10 protein-coding genes are annotated in these 20307 nt (G+C 45.3%); 7 read left to right on the top strand and 3 right to left on the bottom strand.

Annotation, left to right across the window (positions count from 1 at the left end):
* Positions 1-4: 4 nt before the first annotated feature.
* The 7 genes from ACYPWY_RS09100 to ACYPWY_RS09070 all read left to right on the top strand — a co-directional run bounded on the left by ACYPWY_RS09100 (position 5) and on the right by ACYPWY_RS09070 (position 15486).
* Positions 5-2299 carry a GH92 family glycosyl hydrolase gene (locus tag ACYPWY_RS09100; protein ID WP_459685213.1) on the top strand — a complete coding sequence of 765 codons (2295 nt, stop codon included), beginning with the start codon at positions 5-7 and terminating at the stop codon, positions 2297-2299.
* Positions 2300-2334: 35 nt separating this feature from the next.
* Positions 2335-5016 carry a glycoside hydrolase family 3 N-terminal domain-containing protein gene (locus tag ACYPWY_RS09095; protein ID WP_459685212.1) on the top strand — a complete coding sequence of 894 codons (2682 nt, stop codon included), beginning with the start codon at positions 2335-2337 and terminating at the stop codon, positions 5014-5016.
* Positions 5017-5221: 205 nt separating this feature from the next.
* A complete protein-coding gene (locus tag ACYPWY_RS09090; protein ID WP_459685232.1) occupies positions 5222-6508 on the top strand; it encodes a glycoside hydrolase family 71/99-like protein in 1287 nt (428 codons plus the stop codon).
* A gap of 59 nt (positions 6509-6567) precedes the next feature.
* Positions 6568-9432 carry a glycoside hydrolase family 3 C-terminal domain-containing protein gene (locus tag ACYPWY_RS09085; RefSeq protein WP_459685211.1) on the top strand — a complete coding sequence of 955 codons (2865 nt, stop codon included), beginning with the start codon at positions 6568-6570 and terminating at the stop codon, positions 9430-9432.
* Between the two features lie 200 nt (positions 9433-9632).
* Positions 9633-11366: a family 43 glycosylhydrolase gene (locus ACYPWY_RS09080; RefSeq protein ID WP_459685210.1), complete on the top strand. Its 1734-nt coding sequence runs from the start codon at positions 9633-9635 to the stop codon at positions 11364-11366.
* A gap of 27 nt (positions 11367-11393) precedes the next feature.
* A complete protein-coding gene (locus ACYPWY_RS09075) occupies positions 11394-13130 on the top strand; it encodes a family 43 glycosylhydrolase (RefSeq protein ID WP_459685209.1) in 1737 nt (578 codons plus the stop codon).
* A gap of 25 nt (positions 13131-13155) precedes the next feature.
* Positions 13156-15486, top strand: coding sequence for a glycoside hydrolase family 31 protein (locus ACYPWY_RS09070; RefSeq protein ID WP_459685208.1), 2331 nt, complete (start codon positions 13156-13158; stop codon positions 15484-15486).
* A 246-nt stretch (positions 15487-15732) separates the two neighbouring features.
* On the opposite strand, the gene ACYPWY_RS09065 is transcribed toward ACYPWY_RS09070, so the two are convergent.
* The 3 genes from ACYPWY_RS09065 to ACYPWY_RS09055 form a co-directional block, all read right to left on the bottom strand.
* Positions 15733-16116, bottom strand: coding sequence for a VOC family protein (locus ACYPWY_RS09065; RefSeq protein WP_459685207.1), 384 nt, complete (start codon positions 16114-16116; stop codon positions 15733-15735).
* 73 nt (positions 16117-16189) lie between these two features.
* A complete protein-coding gene (locus tag ACYPWY_RS09060; protein WP_459685206.1) occupies positions 16190-17596 on the bottom strand; it encodes a TldD/PmbA family protein in 1407 nt (468 codons plus the stop codon).
* Between the two features lie 149 nt (positions 17597-17745).
* Positions 17746-20298 (bottom strand): hypothetical protein, encoded by a 2553-nt coding sequence (locus tag ACYPWY_RS09055; RefSeq protein WP_459685205.1) that lies wholly within the window; start codon positions 20296-20298, stop codon positions 17746-17748.
* Between the last annotated feature and the right edge of the window lie 9 nt (positions 20299-20307).

Raw genomic sequence — 20307 nt, 5'->3', positions numbered from 1 at the left:
TGAAATGGTAAAGAAGAATTTAGTAAAACTTTTTTTGTTGGCGCTCATATTGTCTTCTTGTTCAACGACAGAAGAGAAGAGCCTGACCGACTATGTTAATCCGTTTATCGGAACAGGAGGCCATGGACATACTTATCCGGGTGCGGTTGTACCTCACGGATTAGTGCAGTTAAGTCCCGATACCCGTTTTGCGGGATGGGATGCTTGTGGCGGATATTATCACGACGATGCCGCTCTGCGTGGTTTTAGCCATACCCACCTGAGTGGAACGGGTATTGGCGATTATGGCGACTTTTTGTTTCTGCCCATTACAGGAACTCCCGTTGAGATAGCTCCCAACGGGGAAGATAAGACGGGCGGATTTGGTTCAAAATTCTCACACGAACAGGAAGTGGCATCCCCGGGTTATTACAAGGTCTTGCTTCAGGATTATAACGTGTTGGCAGAGCTTACAGCCTCAAAACATGCCGGTTATCATCAATATACTTATCCCGAATCAGACAAGGCGGGCGTGTATATCGACCTGACCACCTCGGTGCAGGAGCGCCGTGTGGTTCATGCCGAACTGAAAGTGTTGAGCGATACCGAAATTTCGGGGATGAGACAGGTAAAAGGTTGGGCAACTAACCGTTATGCCTATTTTTATGCCAAGTTTTCTAAACCCTTCAATTACGAAATTGAAGCCGATGGCGAACGGGTGGTACTGAAAGACGAAGCAGAAGCAACAGCTTCCAAGCTGAAAGCATTTATCAACTTCAAGGAGAACACCCAAAAGGATGAAAAGGTAACCGTTCGGGTAGGTATTTCGTTTGTAGATGCCGATGGCGCGAAGAACAATGCCGAAAAAGAACTGGCGAACCGCAGCTTTGACGAAGTCCGTCAGGATGCCGCCAAAGTATGGAACGAAGAATTGGCTAAAATAAAAGTGAAGAGCAGCGACGAAACATCGAAAACCATCTTCTACACAGCCCTTTATCATGCCATGCTCGAACCAACCGTATCTTCGGATGTGGATGGCCGGTACAGAACGATGGATCATCAGATTGCTCAGTCGGACGATTATACCAATTACAGCGTGTTCTCGCTTTGGGATACCTTCCGCGCGCTTCACCCGCTTTACACCATCATCACGCCAGACGATAATCAGGCGATGATTCGCTCCTTGCTCACCAAATACGATGAAGGTGGCATATTGCCCATGTGGGAACTGGCGTCCAACTACACCGGATGTATGATTGGCTACCATGCCGTATCGGTTATCGTGGATTCGTATATGAAAGGCGAACGGAATTTTGATGTGGAGAAAGCGTTTGCTGCGGCTAAACATTCGTCATCTTACGATACATTGAATCTCACCTCGCATATCGACCGCCATATTCTGAATAACAATTTGGCGCCGATAGGAAAATATTACAAAAACACCTTGGGCTACATTCCTTCCGACAAGGAAAACGAATCGGTGGCCAAAGCCTTGGAATATGCTTACAACGACTGGTTGATAGCTCAATTTGCCAAAGATTTGGGCAAAACGGAAGATTACGAAAAATTCACCACCTTGAGCAACAATTACAAGCAATATTTCGACAAGAGCACAGGCTTTATGCGCGGTATCATGTCCGATGGTACATGGAAGACACCTTTCAGTCCGGCTCATTCCGATCACCGGCACGACGATTATTGCGAAGGAAATGCCTGGCAATGGACGTGGTTTGTTCCTCAGGATGTGCAAGGATTGGTTGAGTTAATGGGCGGTCGCGAACAGTTTATTGCCAAACTCGATTCCTTGTTCAGTGTAAGTTCCGAATTGGAAGGCGAAAATATTTCGGCAGATATTTCGGGCTTGATTGGTCAATATGCTCACGGAAACGAACCCAGCCACCAAACCATACACCTCTACAATCAGGTAGGTCAGCCCTGGAGAACACAGGAATTGGTGGATGAAGTGCTTTACACTTTGTATCACAACGACCCCAATGGCCTTTCGGGCAACGAAGACTGCGGACAAATGTCGGCATGGTATGTGCTGAACAGTATGGGATTCTATTCCTATTGCCCCGGCATTCCGGCCTACTCAATCGGTCGTCCTGTTTTTGATGAGGTGGATATACAACTGAAAGACAATAAAGTATTTTCGGTGAAAGTGTTGAACAACAGCAAAGAAAACAAGTACGTGAAATCGGCGAAACTGAACGGTAAACTATTGGATAAACCATTCTTTACCCATGCCGAACTGGTGAACGGCGGCGTGCTGGAAATAGAAATGTCGGCTCAGGCAAACAAGGAATGGGCTGCAAAATAAACCGGCAGATAACAGCAAAATAAATTACAGCGGATATGAATAGAATACCTGAAATAACAAATAAACTGTTGATAGTAGCAGCGCTTGTCGGTTTTTTGACGGGCTGTAACCAATCGCCTGCATACAAAGATTCGTCCTTGTCCATTGACGTGCGGATTGATGATTTGTTGGAACGGATGACCCTCGAAGAAAAAGCGGCGCAGCTCGATATGCTTGCGGCGAACGACGTGCTCGAAAATTCGACACGGTTTTCGGAGGAGAAAATGAGCTATTACATCGACAGCATGTCCATCGGGGCTATTCACGACCTGTATCCTTATTCGGCTGCATTTGCCAATCAATTACAAAAAAGAGCAATAGAGGGTTCCCGCCTGGGAATCCCTCTGTTGTTTATTGAAGAAGCCCTGCACGGATACCAAGGGGCGGGAGCTACCGCTTTTCCGGTTCCGCTGGCAAATGCTTCGGCATGGGACACCACTTTGATGTACAATATTGGGCGCACAGTGGCTACCGAAGCCCGTTCAAAGGGTGTTCATTTTGTGCTTGGCCCAAACCTCGATTTGGCGCGGGAAATCCGTTGGGGACGTGTAGAAGAAACTTTTGGCGAGGATACCTATCTTTCGTCTCGCATGGCTGTGAATATAGTAAAAGGTTTGCAAGGCGATAAATTGTCCGACAATAACGCCGTTGCCGCCGAACCAAAGCACTTCGCCGTACATGCTATTCCCGAAGGCGGAAGTAATGAAGGTCCTGTGATGATAGGAGAACGGGATGCAAGGAGTTATTATTTATATGTGTTTGAGAAAGCCGTTCGCGAAGGTAAAGCCCGTGGAATTATGGCGGCCTACCACGAGATGGACGGTATTCCGAGTGTTGCCAACAAATGGTTGTTGACGACTGTTCTAAGGGATGAATGGGGTTTTGATGGCTTTGTTGTTACCGATTTGGGCGCCATTGCCCGCCAGATAAGAAGCCACCACACGGCAGCCACCGACAAGGAAGCAATAGTAAATGCTATCAGCGCCGGTTTGGACATGCAGTTTTATGATTTTAAATACGAAGATTTTCAGCGAAATATTGTTGAAGCGGTGAAAGACGGTTCGCTGGATGTTAAGTACCTCAACCGTGCGGTGAGGGGAATACTGAGGGTGAAGTTTGAACTCGGCCTTTTCGACAATCCTTATACCGATACAACGCTTGTAGCAAAAGTTTATCATACAAGCGAGAACAAACAACTGGCCTTGGACGCAGCCCGTCAATCGGTGGTGTTGCTAAAGAACGACAACGGAGCATTGCCGTTGAATGAGAAAAATATCAGGAAAATAACATTGGTGGGAAACCTCGCCAATTCTACCTATACCGGAGGCTATTCTCCTGCCGGAGCAGAGGCGATAAGCATATACGAAGCTTTGCAAGCCAAGTATGGGAAAGCCATTACTATCGACTATGTGAACAGCGAAATATCCGACCGTTTTTCAATTATTCCGGCCTCATCCTTGTCGCCGGTTGATAATGGAAAAGCCAAGACGCTGAACGTAGCCTACTATAACAATGCCGAATTGAAGGGCGAACCGGCCTACACAACATACGATGCCGGCTTGACGCCTTATTGGCACAACCTGAGTCCGGCCCCGGGAATCAACCCCGATAACTTTTCGGTACGCTGGTCGGGTTATCTGACCGTTCCGGTTAGCGGATTGTACGAATTTTATTTCCGCCCCGACGACTATGGTAAATTATTCATTAACGACGAACTGTTTATTGATAGCTGGACAAACGTAAACCGGCAAAGCGAAACCAAAAAGCAACTGAAATTGCAGGCCGGTAAGAAAATTCCTTTCCGCATCGAATATGCCGAGATAGACGGCAACGCAGGCATGAATGTGAAATGGCGTTTGGCGGATGTTAAATCATCGTCGTTATATACCGATATTGCACGCTCTGCGGCTACATCCGATCAGGTGATAGTGGTGATGGGCGAAACCCGCGAAGAAGTGGGCGAAAGCCACGACCGGCAAAATCTTTATCCCCACGATATGGACATCGAGGTGGTAAAAGCAGTTGCTAAAACAGGCAAACCATTTGCAACAGTAATGATTACAGGTCGTCCGCTTATTCTGACCGAAATATGCGAATATTCGCCTGCCGTGATACAGAGTTTCTTTGCAGGCGAAGCCGCCGGAAATGCCATTGCAGATGTTTTGTTCGGCGATTACAATCCCTCGGGCAAACTGACAATGAGCTTCCCGAAAAATCAGGGACAGCTGCCGGTCTTTTATTCAAAGAAAAAATCATCGCACCGGCGTTATACCGATGGAGACGGGGCGCCCTTGTTTCCTTTCGGGCACGGATTGAGTTACTCGCAGTTTGAATACGGTCAACTGGCTATTGAACCTGCAGATCCACGGATAACCGACAATGTAACTGTTAGCCTCAGTGTGAAGAATACAAGCAATGTGGCGGGCAGCGAAGCGCTGCAGTTATACATCAACGATAAGGTCAGCAGTGTGGCCACACCCGAAAAGCAATTGAAAGGCTTTGCCAAAATCAAGCTGAAAGCCGGTGAAACGCAAACGGTAAAACTGGTACTGACACCCGAACATTTCTCGTTGCTGAATATAGATATGAAACGCGTAACGGAACCCGGCGAATTTGAAATAATGGTCGGCAGTTCGGCGGCAGACATCCGGCAAACGAAAACAATTACGCTGAAGTAAAAAATGTGGGGGGCAAGTCTTGCGATTGCCCTATTTAATAAGAATATTGATGCAATGTTGCAATTTTCTAACAATAGTGCGTATTAATATGCGATTTTGTCGAATTTTAATAATGAATTAATAAACAATTAAGCCGTTTGTTAATAAAACGGGCTTTTCTTTGTGATATTAATTAAGTCGAATAAAAATGATAAATACAATAGCCATGAAAAAACAGGCAGTTTTATTGCTCGCATTCTTTTGTTTTCAGTTTCTAAGCGCTCAAACAAAACATGCGAAGGAAACCCGATACCCTTCGTATAAAAGTTTAATAATGGCCGGATACCAGGGTTGGTTTCGCGGTCCGTCTGACGGAACGAATCAGGGATATGGGCATTACGGCTCCGGAAAAGCTTTTGACGAAACGCATTGTACGGTGGATATGTGGCCGGATGTATCGGAATACGAAAAGACGTATGATACGCCATTTGTTTTGGCCGATGGTTCAAAAGGCAAGGTTTTTAGCTCGGCGGACAAGTCAACGACCAATCTTCATTTCAAATGGATGAAAGATTACGGTGTTGACGGCGTGTTTATGCAACGTTTTATCGGCTACACACGAGGAACCAACCGGAATACAACGCCCAATGCCATTTTGAAGAACTCGCTGGAAGCCGCCTCACAATCGGAAAGGGCCATTGCTGTGATGTACGACCTTTCGGGTCTTGCACGGTCGGGCGAAGACTTGTCGATGATAATTGAGGACTGGAAATATTTGGTTGACGAACTTAAAGTTACCAACCAGCAAGGCAATAAAACCTATTTGTATCACAACGGAAAACCGGTGGTGGCCATTTGGGGCGTAGGCTTCCCCGACAGACCTTATAATATACGAAACATTGGCTTGGAACGCTTGTTCGATTTCCTGAAAAACGACCCCGAATACGGCGGTTGCGCCATTATGCTGGGTGTGCCGACAGCTTGGCGCAGTTTGAATGCCGATTGCATAAACGACCCCTATCTGCATACCCTGATAAAGCAAGTCGATATAGTATTGCCATGGACGGTTCAACGTTTTACACCGCTGTTGCACAACGATATGGATCGCTACCGCGATTTGGTAATTGATGATATTCAGTGGTGCAGGGAGAATAAGCTGGAGTATGTGCCTTGTGTTTGCCCCGGATTTAGCTGGCACAATTTAAGCGCTCGTGAATTTCCCGATGATGTAAAACCAAGCGGTTCTATTCCGCGTCAGGGTGGCCGGTTCTACTGGCAACAACTTTCTACGGCTATCCTTGCCGGTGGCGAGATGCTGTATGTGGCCATGTTCGACGAAATTGACGAAGCTACGGCCATCTTCAAAACCACCAACAATACGCCGGTGAGCAAAACAGCCCGGTTTATTGATTTGGATGGCAAACCTTCCGACCACTATTTGTGGTTGACAGGCGAAGCAGGCAAAATCCTGAAAAAACAAAAACCTTTGGTAACGAAGATTCCCGAAAGGTGATAAACAGCCCCCAATTATAATCGTTATATAATCTCTAAATTTAGACCAATTAAAAGAAGATGAAAAAATTAATTCTAAGTGTTTTATTGTGTTTCTCTTTGATTAATGTATGTACGGCACAGCAGACGGGCATCGCTACTGTTTCTACATCTGTTAATGCAAATACGGTTAGCTCGCTTTTTGATAATAACCCGCAAACAAGCTGGAATTTATCGGCGAAAGACCTGGCTGCCGGCCAGTGGTTGTTGTTCACGCTTCAATCATCGGGCGACGTGAAGGAAATTATCATTCAAAGTGATGGAATTTCGGCTCAGGATTTGCAAAAAGCATTGGATATATATGTTACCTACGACCCGATGAACTTGGGCACGCCGGTGAAATACACGGTAAAAGGAAACAACAAGCAATACACTATTTCATTTCCGCCCAAATACGGAGCGCACTTGAAAATAGATATTAAAGGCGGCGTATTCACTAAAGCCATTTCTATCAAGGAAATAACTGTTTTCCTGACCGAAGCGGAAGTGAAAGCAGATAGCAATACGCCTGCCGACAGACCCTATATGAACCCCAAAATGCCATTGGAACAACGGGTTGCAAGCGTTCTTTCGTTGATGACGGTGGAAGAAAAAATTCTTCTCCTTCGCGAAGGTTGGGGCATCCCCGGACTACCTCGTCTTGGTATTCCCGATATTAAGAAAGTGGAAGCTATACATGGCTTTTCGTATGGTAGCGGCGCAACCATTTTCCCGCAATCGCTGGCAATGGGCGCCACATGGAACAAAAAACTGGTTGAAGAAACGGCCATTGCTATCGCCGACGAAACATTGGCTGCGGGCGCTATACAGGCCTGGTCTCCTGTTTTGGACGTAGCACAGGATGCACGCTGGGGACGCTGCGAAGAAACCTACGGCGAAGATCCGTATCTAGTTTCGGAAATCGGTGGTTCCTGGGTAAAAGGTTACCAATCGAAAGGCCTGATGACTACTCCGAAGCATTTTGGCGGTCATGGCGCTCCTTTGGGTGGACGCGACTCGCACGATATTGGCTTGTCGGAACGCGAATGGCGCGAAATTCATTTGGTTCCTTTCCGCGATATTTTCAAGAAATACAACTACCAGTCGCTGATGATGTCGTACTCCGACTATTTGGGAGTTCCCGTGGCAAAAAGCACGGTGCTGTTGAAAGACATCCTTCGCGATGAGTGGGGATTCGACGGTTTTATCGTGAGCGATTGCGGCGCGATACGAAACCTGACAGCGAATAAGCATTATACAGCCATAGATAAGGTGGAAGCAGCAAAACAGGCTTTGGCGGCCGGAATTGCAACCAACTGCGGCGATACTTACAACGACAAAGCGGTGGTAGCTGCGGCAGTAAGCGGCGAAATTAGCATAAAAGACATTGACTATTGCTGTGCTACCTTGTTGCGCACCATGTTCCGAAACGGATTGTTTGAACATAACCCATCCAAATCGCTTGACTGGAATAAAGTATATCCGGGATGGAACTCGGACGAACACAGAGCATTGGCGCGTAAACTGGCTCGCGAATCATTTGTTTTGTTGGAAAACAAAAACAACGTCTTGCCATTATCAAAAACCATCAAATCAATTGCCGTGATTGGTCCCGGCGCCGATGACCTCCAGCCCGGAGACTACACCGGCAAACCCCAACCCGGACAATTGAAATCGGTATTAACCGGAATTAAGGCTGCCGTTGGCGCTCAAACAAAGGTGGTATATGAAAAAGGCTGCGAATTTTCTACTTCGGAAGTAGCATCGCAAATAGATAAAGCTGTGAAAGCCGCTCAACTGGCCGATGTAGCTGTTTTGGTACTTGGCGACTGTAGCAGTAGCGAAGGCATTAAAGGTATCAAGAAAACATCGGGCGAAAATGACGACTTGGCAACATTGGTTTTACCCGGCGATCAGCAAAAACTCTTGGAAGCTGTTTGCGCAACAGGAAAACCGGTTGTGTTGGTGCTTCAGGCAGGTCGTCCGTATAACCTGAGCTTTGCCGCTGCAAATTGTCAGGCTATTCTGGTCAACTGGTTGCCCGGTCAGGAAGGTGGTTATGCAACTGCCGATGTACTGTTTGGCGATTACAATCCTGCCGGACGTTTGCCGATGACATTCCCGCAACACGTAGGACAACTTCCGCTGTACTACAATTTCAAAACCTCGGGTAGAAGGTACGAATATGTGGATATGGAATATTATCCTTTGTATCATTTCGGTTACGGCTTGAGCTATACTACATTTGAATATTCGGATTTGAAAACATCGGTTGAAGGCAACGGCAATGTAAAAGTGCAGGCTAGGGTGAAAAATACCGGTTCAAAAGAAGGAGACGAAGTGGTGCAATTGTATGTTACCGACATGTATGGCAGCGTGAAAACCCGGGTGATGGAATTGAAAGGTTTTGAACGTATCCACCTGAATGCAGGCGAATCGAAAACAGTGAACTTTACGCTGACGCCTTACCAATTGTCGTTGTTGAACGAAAGAATGGATCGCGTGGTAGAAAAAGGACAATTCAAGATTATGGTTGGCGGTAGCAGCCCGTCGTATGTGGCCAAAGACCGGATAAAAGACAGTGTAGGTTTCACCGAAGCTAAATTCGGTGTTAATACTACTATTGATTATGCACAGTCGTTTGCCGCCGATTTCACCATCAAGCTGGTTGGAGTGGCAGAAAATTTGGTTGACAAAACAAAAACGGCAACAGTGGCTGTGAAGAATGTAGGAACGCTGACGGATATAGGTACGGTAGCATTGTTTGTAGATGGAACGAAAGCAGGTGATGACCGTCATTACGAGCTTGATCCGGGACAGGAAAAACAAATCCGTTTCGAGATAAGCAATCCTAACTATTCTAAATTATTGTTTACAACAAAATACAAGAATGTGGTAGTTGATTAACAATATCAACGACTGCAACACATAGCTAATAAACAATCCTCTATTATTTTAATTACTAGCAAAAGGCCTGTCTGCTCTGCAATATGAGCAGACTCCTTTTGGTAGTTTCCGAGGCCGCAGGCCTTTTTGTCATTTTTCTTAAGCAGGTCGTTTAGACCCGCCGTGATATTAAAATAGATTCTAACAAACCCAAAATAACCATGAAAAAAGCGCTTATTGCAACATTCCTTTTCACAGTTGTAGGCCTTGTTTATTTAGAGGCGCAGAACAGCCGGATTGTCGCCAATCCGATTAATTTGAACTACCGCTTTCGTCCGGCAGATGATAAACTTCCGAGGCGTGAAGCGGCTGACCCGGTCTGCGAGTACTTCAAGGGAAAATACTACCTGTTTGCCTCCAAGTCGGGAGGTTACTGGAGTTCGCCCGATTTGGCGGAATGGACCTACATCAAGACCAGCACTATCGAAACTATAGAAGATTATGCACCCACGGTACTCGTCATGGGCGATGTGCTATATTACATGGGCTCGTCGGGGAATAGCCCGGCTATTTATAAAACAACGAACCCCGATTTGGACAATTGGGAACGTATTGACTCAAAGTTTAAGTATTCGCTGAGTGGTGGCGATGTTGCTTTTTATCAGGACGAAGACGGCAAGGTGTATATGTACTGGGGTTGCTCCGATAAAGAGCCTATCGCCGGAGCCGAAGTTGACCCCAATGACGGCTTCAACGTGATAGGGGAAGCAAAAGTGTTAATCACACATCATCCGGTTGAATACGGCTGGGAAGTAAGAGGACACAATAACGAAACCAATAAAGCAGGCTATAACGAAGGCCCGTGCATAGTAAAATACAAAGGCAAATATTACCTTCAGTATGCAGGCCCGGGAACAGAGGTGCGGGTTTATGGCGATGGCATCTACACTTCCGATAATCCGCTGGGACCTTACACCTACGAAGAAAGCAGTCCGTTTACATTCAAGCCGGGCGGTTTCATCGGAGGATCGGGTCATGGACATACCTTCCAGGATAAGTATGGCAACTATTGGCACGTGGCAACCATGAAAATATCGCAACGCCACATGTTTGAACGCCGCTTGGGCTTGTTCCCCGTCTATATCTCGAAAGAGGACGATGTATTGCACTCGCACACCGTTCTGACGGACTATCCTTTCTACATTCCCGATAAAAAAACCGACTTGGAAAAGAATGATTTATCCAAGGGTTGGAACATTCTTTCGTACAACAAAAAAGCCACAGCATCTTCCTCGTTGCCTCAATTTGAAATTGAGAAAGCGAATGACGAACAGGTAGAAACATGGTGGTCGGCTCAAACGGGCAATGCCGGTGAATGGTGGCAGGTTGATTTGGGTAAACAGATGGATGTGAGGGCTATTCAGGCCAATTTTGCCGATCAGGATTTTACGCTGTTGGCCGATAATTCGTACTTCAACTACCAATATTACATCGAATCTTCGGATAATGGCGTGAATTGGACGCGCATAGTTGACCGCACAGCCAATGTAAAAGATATGCCGCACGACTTTATTGTGCTGGACAAAGCCTTGAAAACTCAGTTTTTGCGCATAACCAACAGCCAAAACATCAAGGAGGGTAAATTCTCGTTGTACGATTTCCGTGTGTTTGGCAATGGCAAGGGAAAAGCGCCGAAAGCCGTTACGAACTTTAAAGCGACCCGCGAAGAAGATCGTCGCCGTATTGAGTTCAGTTGGGACAAAGTGGAAGGCGCTACGGGCTACATCGTCAACTGGGGCGTGAAAAAGAGTCAGTTGAAAAATGCCAGCATGGTAATGGATGCCACTACCTTGGAAGCAGGCTATTTCAACCGCGATTCGGAATACTTTTTCTCCATTGATTCGTTTAACGAAAACGGCATTACCAAAGGAAAAGAAGTAGTTAGCGTAAAATAATAAGAAACTGTTTAATTTTTAGTATCCATGAAAAAATCAACATTACTAATCGCATTGCTCCTGATAGCAGTGGGATTGCCGTTAAATGCACAGAAAAAGCACATTGTTGCCAATCCAATCAATCTGAACTACCGGTTTTACCCCGAAGACGAGTTTCAGAGCAGGCGCGAAGCTGCCGACCCGGTCTGCGAATATTTCAAGGGGAAATATTACCTGTTTGCTTCCAAGTCGGGGGGGTATTGGAGTTCGCCCGATTTAGCGAAATGGACCTATGTGAGGGCAAGCAGTATTTCGACCATCGAAAATTACGCGCCAACCATTTTGGTGTTGGATGACGCCATCTATTTTATGGGCTCGTGGAATCCGGTTAAGATATACAAAAATACCAATCCCGATTTGGACAATTGGGAACTGATAGATACGAAATTTAAATTCCAGATAGCCGGAAGTCAAGACCCGGCGTTTTACAAAGACGACGACGGACGGGTATATATGTACTGGGGTTGCTCGGACAAAGACCCCATAATAGGCGTGGAGGTGGATCCGAAAGACGGGTTTAAAGTGATAGGAGAAGCCAAAGTGTTGATAACACACAACTTCAAAAAATACGGTTGGGAAGAAAAAGGGCCGGATAACAGTATGGGAAAAGACGGCTACAACGAAGGCCCTTGCATGATTAAGTACAAAGGCCGCTATTACCTCCAATACGCCGCACCCGGAACAGAAGTACGCGTGTATGGCGATGGCATCTACACCTCCGACAATCCGCTGGGGCCTTACACCTACGAAGAAAGCAACCCGTTCACATTCAAGCCGGGCGGTTTTATCGGTGGGGCAGGGCATGGGCACACCTTTCAGGATAAGTATGGCAACTATTGGCATGTGGCAAGCATGAAAATATCGGAGCGGCATAGTTTTGAACGCCGTTTAGGTTTGTTTCCCGTTTATGTTTCGGCAGACGATGTATTTCATTCACACACCGCTCTGACGGATTACCCGTTCTATATTCCCGAAAAAAAGATGAATTTTGAGAAAAATGATTTATCCATGGGCTGGAATATTCTTTCATATGGCAAAAAATCCACAGCCTCTTCTTTTCTGCCCAAGCACGAAATAGAGAAAGGAAACGACGAGCAGGTAGAAAGCTGGTGGTCGGCTCAAACGGGCAATGCCGGTGAATGGTGGCAGATTGATTTAGGCAAGCAAATGGATGTGAGGGCTATTCAGGTAAATCTTGCCGATCAGGATTTTAAGCTCAGGGCAATTGACGGCATTTCCTATTTCAGCTACCAATATTATGTGGAAAGCTCAAGCGACGGCAAAAACTGGACGCGCATCGTTGACCGCACAGCCAACGTAAAAGATATGCCGCACGATTTTATTGTGTTGGACAAAGCCTTGAAAACTCAGTTTTTGCGCATAACCAACAGCCAAAACATCAAGGAGGGTAAATTCTCATTGTACGATTTCCGTGTGTTTGGCAATGGCAAGGGAAAAGCGCCAAAAGCCGTTACAAACTTTAAGGCTACCCGCGAAGAAGACCGCCGCCGCATTGAGTTCAGTTGGGACAAAGTGGAAGGCGCTACGGGCTACATCATTAACTGGGGCGTGAAGAAAGACCAGTTGAAAAATGCCAGCATGGTAATGGATGCTACCACCTTGGAGGCAGGCTATTTCAATCGCGATTCGGAATACTTTTTCTCCATTGATTCGTTTAACGAAAACGGCATTACCAAAGGGAAAGAAGTGTATAGCGTAAAATAATTTGTATTATAAATAAATCAAAATAATGAAAAATAGGAATAGGTATATTTTATTAATTGCTGTTTTTTTGCAGGGTATCTGTCTCTTGGTATCGGGCGAAACGAAACAAAGTCCGTATGTCGCTTCCTGGGATATTTACGTTAATTCGTGGGAAAAGAAACAGGGCGCTCTTGTTATCGAAACAGTAGAAGGCATACTGAAACTGCGTCCATACGATTTTGGCGCGTTGAATGTGCAACTTATCCCTTTTGCCGAAAAAGAAGATAAAAGTTATGCCGTAATAAAAGATTTTCAGTCGGTTGATTTTCAGGTAGTTGAAGATGAGGATAACCTGACGTTGGCAACCCCTCAATTTAAGGTAGTACTTCAGAAATTCACCGGGCAAATCAGTTTCTACAATGCAAAAAATAAACAACTGCTGAAAGAGATAACCAACAAGCGGGAATCGTTCAAAGGCGATTCCATTGTGCCCAAACAGCTCTTTCAACTAACCGAAAATGAGGCGCTCTTTGGCTTGGGTCAATTCAGGGACAATGCCCTTAACTTGCGGGGAAAAAAGCGTGAACTGGTGCAGTTTAACACGCAAGCCGCCGTTCCGGTTATTTATTCTACGGCAGGCTGGGGCTTGTTGTGGGATAATCCCTCCCGCACGGTGTACGAAGATACGCCGAAAGGAATGAGTTTTGCTTCGGATTTTGGGAATAAAATCAGCTACTATGTGTTTGTTGGCGAGTCGCTGGATGCGCTTGTAGGCTCCTACCGCCAGTTGACAGGCGAAGCGCCGATGATTCCGTATTGGACATTGGGCTACCACCAAAGCCGGAATAAATACGCCACTCAGGACGAAATTCTGACTGTTTCGGAAAAAATGCAGCAGGAACAAATTCAAATGAGTTCGATTTTTGTCGATTATTTTTACTGGCAAAAATACGGAACAGGCTCACACCGGTTTGATGAAACGCTTTTTCCCAATCCCAAAGGAATGCTGGAAACATTGCACAATAAATACCAGACCAATGTGGTTATTACCATTTGGCCGACTTTTAAGAAAGGAACGCCCCACTACGAAGAGTTGGACGCTAAAGGCCTGTTGCTTAACGGGGCGCGGGCATTGGATGGCGTAATCTATGATGTGTATAACCCCGAAGCCAGGGAAGTTTATTGGAAACAAATTCTTCCGCTGGTAAATTTGGGCATAGACGGTTGGTTTTTGGATGGCCCCGAACCCGACCAAGTTCCATCGTTTTTGCCAGTAAACACCTATGCAGGGCCTGCACAGCGCGTAAGAAATATCTATCCGCTGCTACACGCCGAAAATTTTTACGACCATTTGGTAGAATTGCATCCCAATAAGCGGCCTTATATCCTTACCCGTTGCGCTTGGGCATCCCAACAACGCGCCGGAACAGCAATCTGGTCGGGAGATATTCCAACGACTTTTGACGAGCTGGAAAAACAAGTGGTTGCCGGATTAAACTTTGTGGCAACAGGCATTCCGTATTGGACGACCGATATTGGCGGTTATTCGGGTGGAGATCCTGCTTCCGAAGAATACAGGGAACTGTTCACCCGTTGGTTTGAATATGGTACTTTCTGCCCCGTCTTCCGGTGCCATGGACGCCGTTACCCGGGCGATACCAAAGCCCCCAACGAATTGTGGGCGTATGGAAAAGATGTTCAGGCAATTTGTACCGCTTACATCAACCTGCGATATAGCCTGATGCCGTATATTTACACGCTTACAGGCGATATTACGCACAAAAACTATACGCCAATGCGCTTGCTGGCTTTCGATTTTCCCGAAGACAAAAACGTGTTGGACTGCAAAGACCAGTTTATGTATGGCCCGTCGCTGCTGGTGTGTCCGGTGTTGAAAGCAGGCTTTAGCAGCAGGGAAGTGTATCTGCCGGCAGGATACAAATGGATCGACTTTTGGACAGGCAAATCCTATACCGGAGGACAACGGATTGCAGCGGATGCGCCCAAAGATAAGATTCCGTTGTATGTGAAATCAGGCTCCATCATCCCCACATATCAGGACGCTAAAAAGAGCAATACGCCCGATAGCCCGATGAAGATATTCGTTTATACAGGCGATAACGGTAGCTTTGAACTATACAAAGACGATGGCGACTCGTTCGACTACCAAAAAAACAACTACGCCTACATCCCTTTTAGCTGGAACGACAAGACGAAAGAATTAACCATTGATTCTCAGAAAGGAAATTACAATAGCGGTAAAACGCAGACTTTCCAACTGGTATTGGTTGATGGCAAACAAGGAGGGGATATAAATTCCCTTCCGGTTAAGAAGATAATAAAATATATGGGTAAGAAGTTGAGTATTAAACTATAAAAGGTTCAGAACTTCGTAGGGGCAGGTTTTAAACCTGCCCTTGTGGAAAGTCAAAGCAGGGTCGTGGCGTATCGCGACCTTATTTGTCCGAACTATGATTTTAACAAGATTTCTAAGATTTGCAGGATTTTTATCGTAGGGGGCAGACCTGTGTGTCTGCCCTCTGATTTTGCCTTTGTTGGGAGATTGCGGGTCAGAGCCCGCAATGACACTGACTTTTGCGCGCCACGTTTCTATCGGCCAATATTACTTTCTGTCAATGGGGATAATCTCAATCCAATAATCGTCGGGATCGTTGATGAAATAGATGCCCATTTGTTTGTTCTCGAAACATACCCATCCGTTTTCCTTGTGGTATTTGCGCACTTCCTCGTAATCGCCTTCCACCCTGAAACAAAGATGGCTTTCGTTCTCGCCCAATTCGTAGGGCTGTGGATGGTCGCGTAACCAAGTTAACTCTAAGCGGAAAGCGGAAACGCCATCGGATAAAAATACGATAACGAATGAACCGTCTTCTGCCTCTTGCCGTCTTACTTCCCTTAGCGACAAGGATTTACTGTAAAACTCCAGACTTTTCTCCAGGTTTACTACATCAATGTTGAAATGATCGAAATGACTTTTTACTTCCATAATTTTTATATATTAAGCCCCCCGCCCCCCGTAGGGGGGATCCAAAATCCCCCCTACGGGGAGCGGGGGGCTGCTAGTTTCCTCCTACTGTCAAACTTTTGACTAAAACCGATGGCAGGCCTTGTCCGACTGGCATACTTTGTCCGTCTTTTCCGCAAGTCCAGGCGCTTTCGTCAATTTTCAGGTTATTGCCTACCATAGTTATATCGGCTAAGGCTTGCGGTCCGTTGCCGATGATATTTATGTCCTTGACGGGCTGTGTGAGTTTGCCGTTCTCGATTAAGTAGCCCGTTTTAACGAAAAAGCTGAAATCGCCGGCGCCTATCTGCACTTGTCCGTTGGTGAAATTATCGACAAAGATACCATTTTTTATGTTAGCTATCATCTCTTCTTGCAGCACACTTCCCTGCTCCATGTAGGTTACGCGCATACGGGGCAGGGGGGCGTGCCTGAACGACTGCCGCCTGCCATTGCCCGTAGGGTTCACGCCGTAATAGCCCGCGCTGATGCGATCGTGCAGGTAACTTTCCAAAATTCCATCCTTAACAATATAGGTTTTTTGTCCCTCTATGCCTTCATCGTCGAAATTTATACTGCCGCGGGCATTGTCAATCGTCCCGTCATCGACAACATTTATCGAAGGGTGGCAAATCTGTTTCCCCAGTTTATCGGAGAATATCGAAATATTTTTGCGGTTAAAATCCGCTTCAAAAGCATGACCGATAGCCTCATGCAGCAATATGCCCGAACTGCCGGCGCCCATCACCACAGGCATTTCGCCGCCTTTGGGTTTCACCGCCTCAAACATCAACGAGGTTTGTGCCACCGATTCCCTTGCCAGTGTTTCTATCAGTTCATCACTCAAAAACTCGAAGCCTTTGCGGTAGGCGCGGGAAGCGAATCCGTTTTCTATGCAGCCTTCCTGCTCCATCGTACACCCTCCGTACATGACGCACATAGGCCGGTAATCGCTGCACAATGTACCCTCGGAGTTGAAAAACAGGATATAGGAAGCGCTATCGACAAGGCTTACATTGGCTTTTATCACCCGCGAGTCTAAGCTGAATATCCGCTCGTTGAGTTTTTCCATGAAAGCTTTCTTGTCGGCAACCGATACGTCCTGCCAGCTTTTCGTTATTTTGTAATGATTTCTAAATTCTTTTTCTTCAATCTGCACCGGATTTAGCTGCCTCGGCATCGTTGCTATACTGGCTGCCGTGCGGGCCGCCTGAAGCATATCCTCAAGCCCCGTACTTTCCACGTAGGCATATCCCGTCTGATTGCCGACCACCACACGGATTCCCACGCCATAATCCACGTTGGAAGACGCCCGGTTTACCTCGCCATCGCGCAACGATATGCTGTTATTGAATGTATGCTCGAAAAACAAATCGGCATAATCGCCCCCTTTGCTCATGGCCTCGCCAATAACAACCAGCAGGTCGTGTTTCGATACATTGAAGTGGTTAAGTAGTTGCATAAGTTTTGAGTTTATCCTCACCCCCGGCCAGTACACCACCTCGCCACTTTGTGGCGCTCCTCCAAAGGAGGGGAATTAATTCCCCTCCTTTGGAGGGGTAGGAGTGGTGTATTTTTTTGGTAAGTACAGTTATCTGAGGAGCGTAAAGTTTATTTTTTTAAAAATTCATACTCATATACTTTCGGTTCTATGGCTTTTGCCAAAAGCTTTAATTTATCACGTAAATTACCGATTAATTCCGTATAGTTGGAGTCATTGCTCGAATTGTTCATCTTGCCTGCATCGTTACGCCCCTGAAAATATTCACGAATGTCGTAGAATGAGGCGTTTACATTGTAATTAACCTGTTCACTTGCGGCATCCATCCTTCCAAATTGTACGTGGTAATATTTCCATAATTCCCGTCCTGCATCGAATACGGCGATGGCAGCAGGAGAGAATTGTAGCCCATTCCCCAGCTTTAAAGAGGAGTTGCAAAGCAACGGAGAGACCACCCCTCCTTTGGAGGTTCTTCCCTCCAGCTCTGTAGAATCTTGCGAAAATAAATCCCTTGGCTTATCCGCTTTTATTTTTCCAGCAATGAAGTCGGTCATGAAGTTACTCTCGAACTTGTCGCGGGCGTTTACTTCCGCTTCGGTGAAAGGTATCCAATGATTGACTCCGTATTTCGATTGAATGTTGTTGTTGAATAGTGTATAGGCCAAACAATTATTCTGAAATTCTTTATCGGTTTTCCATCTTTCATTTGGATATAGGAACTGGTCGCGGTCGTTGAGCCAATTGGCTTCAATAACTTTGCGGACGGCAAAATATATACAGGACTCCAATAGATTGTTTTTATTTATTAAAAATTGTCCCGCCTCTGTATTATAATCCATACTTGGATGAACAATCTGGATCATGTTCTGATTTTGAAAGTCATTTCCTTTAAATGGAAATTTACCAATTATATTTTTATTGGGCTTTCCTCTTAATGGTTTTATCCAATCATTTATGTAATCACTATTGTCGTATGCAAAATAACTCTTTGTTTCAATAAACTCACCGATTTTATTGTAAACATCGGCTACTACATGCTCAAATCTTTCTTTTTTACTTGTATCCCATATCATAAAACCGATTGGGAATTGACCTTTTACGTTGTCAAAGGTATTTGCAGGACATACGAAAATTTTTTCAAGCTTCGCTTGAAAAAAATCCCTGAAATTAATAAAATGTTGTCCTGACAGAATTTTCAACTTTGAAAATTCTGTCAGGACAACGCCGTTAATTTCGCAATAAATTCTTGTAAAGAATTGTGCAAAAAGTTCTGCATTTCCTTGTCCTAATAATTTTGCATATCTTTTATTTACAGCACTTTGTTCGACTCCTCTATTACCTTCGACTCCTTTTTCTAAAGTCTTTTTATTACTTGCTTCCGCATACGGCGGATTAATATAAATAATCAGGTTCTTTCGCTTCTCAAGGTCGTTGATAATATCCTGTAAGCCTTGTGGAAGTTTATCAAAATCATCGTTTAGAAAGTCGAATTGGAAGACGTGGCTTTCGAGCAGGTTGGCGCCGTTTTTTATGCGGTCGTGCATCACGTCCACATCCTGTTTATCCAGCGTAGATGCCCAGATGTTGTACTTGTTGGTTAGTCCGGCAAGTAAGTTACCGGTGCCTGCGGCGCAATCCCACACATAGTATTCGTCCTGCCAATCTTCACCAAATACATCGGCAATGTATTTTTGCGATAGCTCCACCCAAATGCCTGGTGTGAAAAAACTTCCTTTTCGTTCACGCACATCTTGCGGTACAATCTGGTCGCGGCGTTCAATAATATAATCCCAGTATTCCTCTTTGGGGGGTCGCTCGTATTTGTTCCAAAATTGTTTGTACGCCTTTTGGTTGTCCGTAAATTCGACCGTACTTGATGTAAACGCCCCGTATTCGTCCTTATGCCGATTCATTTCGTAGCGCGTAGCACGCAGTACAACAAAAAGTTTTTCTTTCAAAGAGGTATATTCCTTACCCCCTTCTAGTGGAGAAGAAAGCAAATCGGCCAAATAAAAATCGCCACTAATAATTCCGTTTTTTTTTGCAGCCTCCCAATTGAACGAAATAGTTGGCAGCACAGCTTCGAGCCATTTGTTGTAAATGATAATGAAGTTATTTTTGTCGATTTTTATTTTTGTAGCATCGCCCTTGCCGACAATGAAATTATCACGGATAAATTTTCGCAGTTCTTTTTCGTCTGTTTCAAAATCAAACAAATAGGTTTCCCAAGGAATATCATTTTCGATAACCTTTTTTACTTGTTCGTAAACTTGCTTAAATTCTTTCGTTTCGTGATTTGATGACGTAACATTCCAGTTAAAATCGTTTTGGTAAAAAATATCCTGAATATCGCTATAGGGTACAAAAGCAATTTTTTCGCAATCGAAACATCCCAAAAATGGTGGTGGCAAATGGTTGTCAAATGTCCGTGCTTTGCCGATGGTCAACACAAGCTGGGTTAACATAACCAAAATGTCGGTAGGCCTTTGCTTCGCTTCAGCCCAAAGCAGATATTCATCGGCAAAATCAATACTTCCTTTGCTGCGTTTTAGTTTTACGGCAAAGTCTATAAAGCCTTTTATGTCGGTACAATCATACCGCTCAAAGAAATCCTGTCCAACTTTATTTTTCAGTTCCTCTTCTCGGATATTGGAATATTTCATACAAAAATA

It is taken from the genome of Viscerimonas tarda (genome assembly GCF_054601255.1).
Note: the sequence above shows the minus strand (reverse complement) of the source record. Positions and strands in the feature narration are given on the sequence as shown.

What these genes read in the sequence shown, in the direction of transcription:
- ACYPWY_RS09100 (WP_459685213.1), top strand. Translation starts at nt 5, where the DNA reads ATGGTAAAGAAGAATTTAGTAAAACTTTTTTTGTTGGCGCTCATATTG.
- ACYPWY_RS09095 (WP_459685212.1), top strand. Translation starts at nt 2,335, where the DNA reads ATGAATAGAATACCTGAAATAACAAATAAACTGTTGATAGTAGCAGCG.
- ACYPWY_RS09090 (WP_459685232.1), top strand. Translation starts at nt 5,222, where the DNA reads ATGAAAAAACAGGCAGTTTTATTGCTCGCATTCTTTTGTTTTCAGTTT.
- ACYPWY_RS09085 (WP_459685211.1), top strand. Translation starts at nt 6,568, where the DNA reads ATGAAAAAATTAATTCTAAGTGTTTTATTGTGTTTCTCTTTGATTAAT.
- ACYPWY_RS09080 (WP_459685210.1), top strand. Translation starts at nt 9,633, where the DNA reads ATGAAAAAAGCGCTTATTGCAACATTCCTTTTCACAGTTGTAGGCCTT.
- ACYPWY_RS09075 (WP_459685209.1), top strand. Translation starts at nt 11,394, where the DNA reads ATGAAAAAATCAACATTACTAATCGCATTGCTCCTGATAGCAGTGGGA.
- ACYPWY_RS09070 (WP_459685208.1), top strand. Translation starts at nt 13,156, where the DNA reads ATGAAAAATAGGAATAGGTATATTTTATTAATTGCTGTTTTTTTGCAG.
- ACYPWY_RS09065 (WP_459685207.1), bottom strand. Translation starts at nt 16,116, where the DNA reads ATGGAAGTAAAAAGTCATTTCGATCATTTCAACATTGATGTAGTAAAC.
- ACYPWY_RS09060 (WP_459685206.1), bottom strand. Translation starts at nt 17,596, where the DNA reads ATGCAACTACTTAACCACTTCAATGTATCGAAACACGACCTGCTGGTT.
- ACYPWY_RS09055 (WP_459685205.1), bottom strand. Translation starts at nt 20,298, where the DNA reads ATGAAATATTCCAATATCCGAGAAGAGGAACTGAAAAATAAAGTTGGA.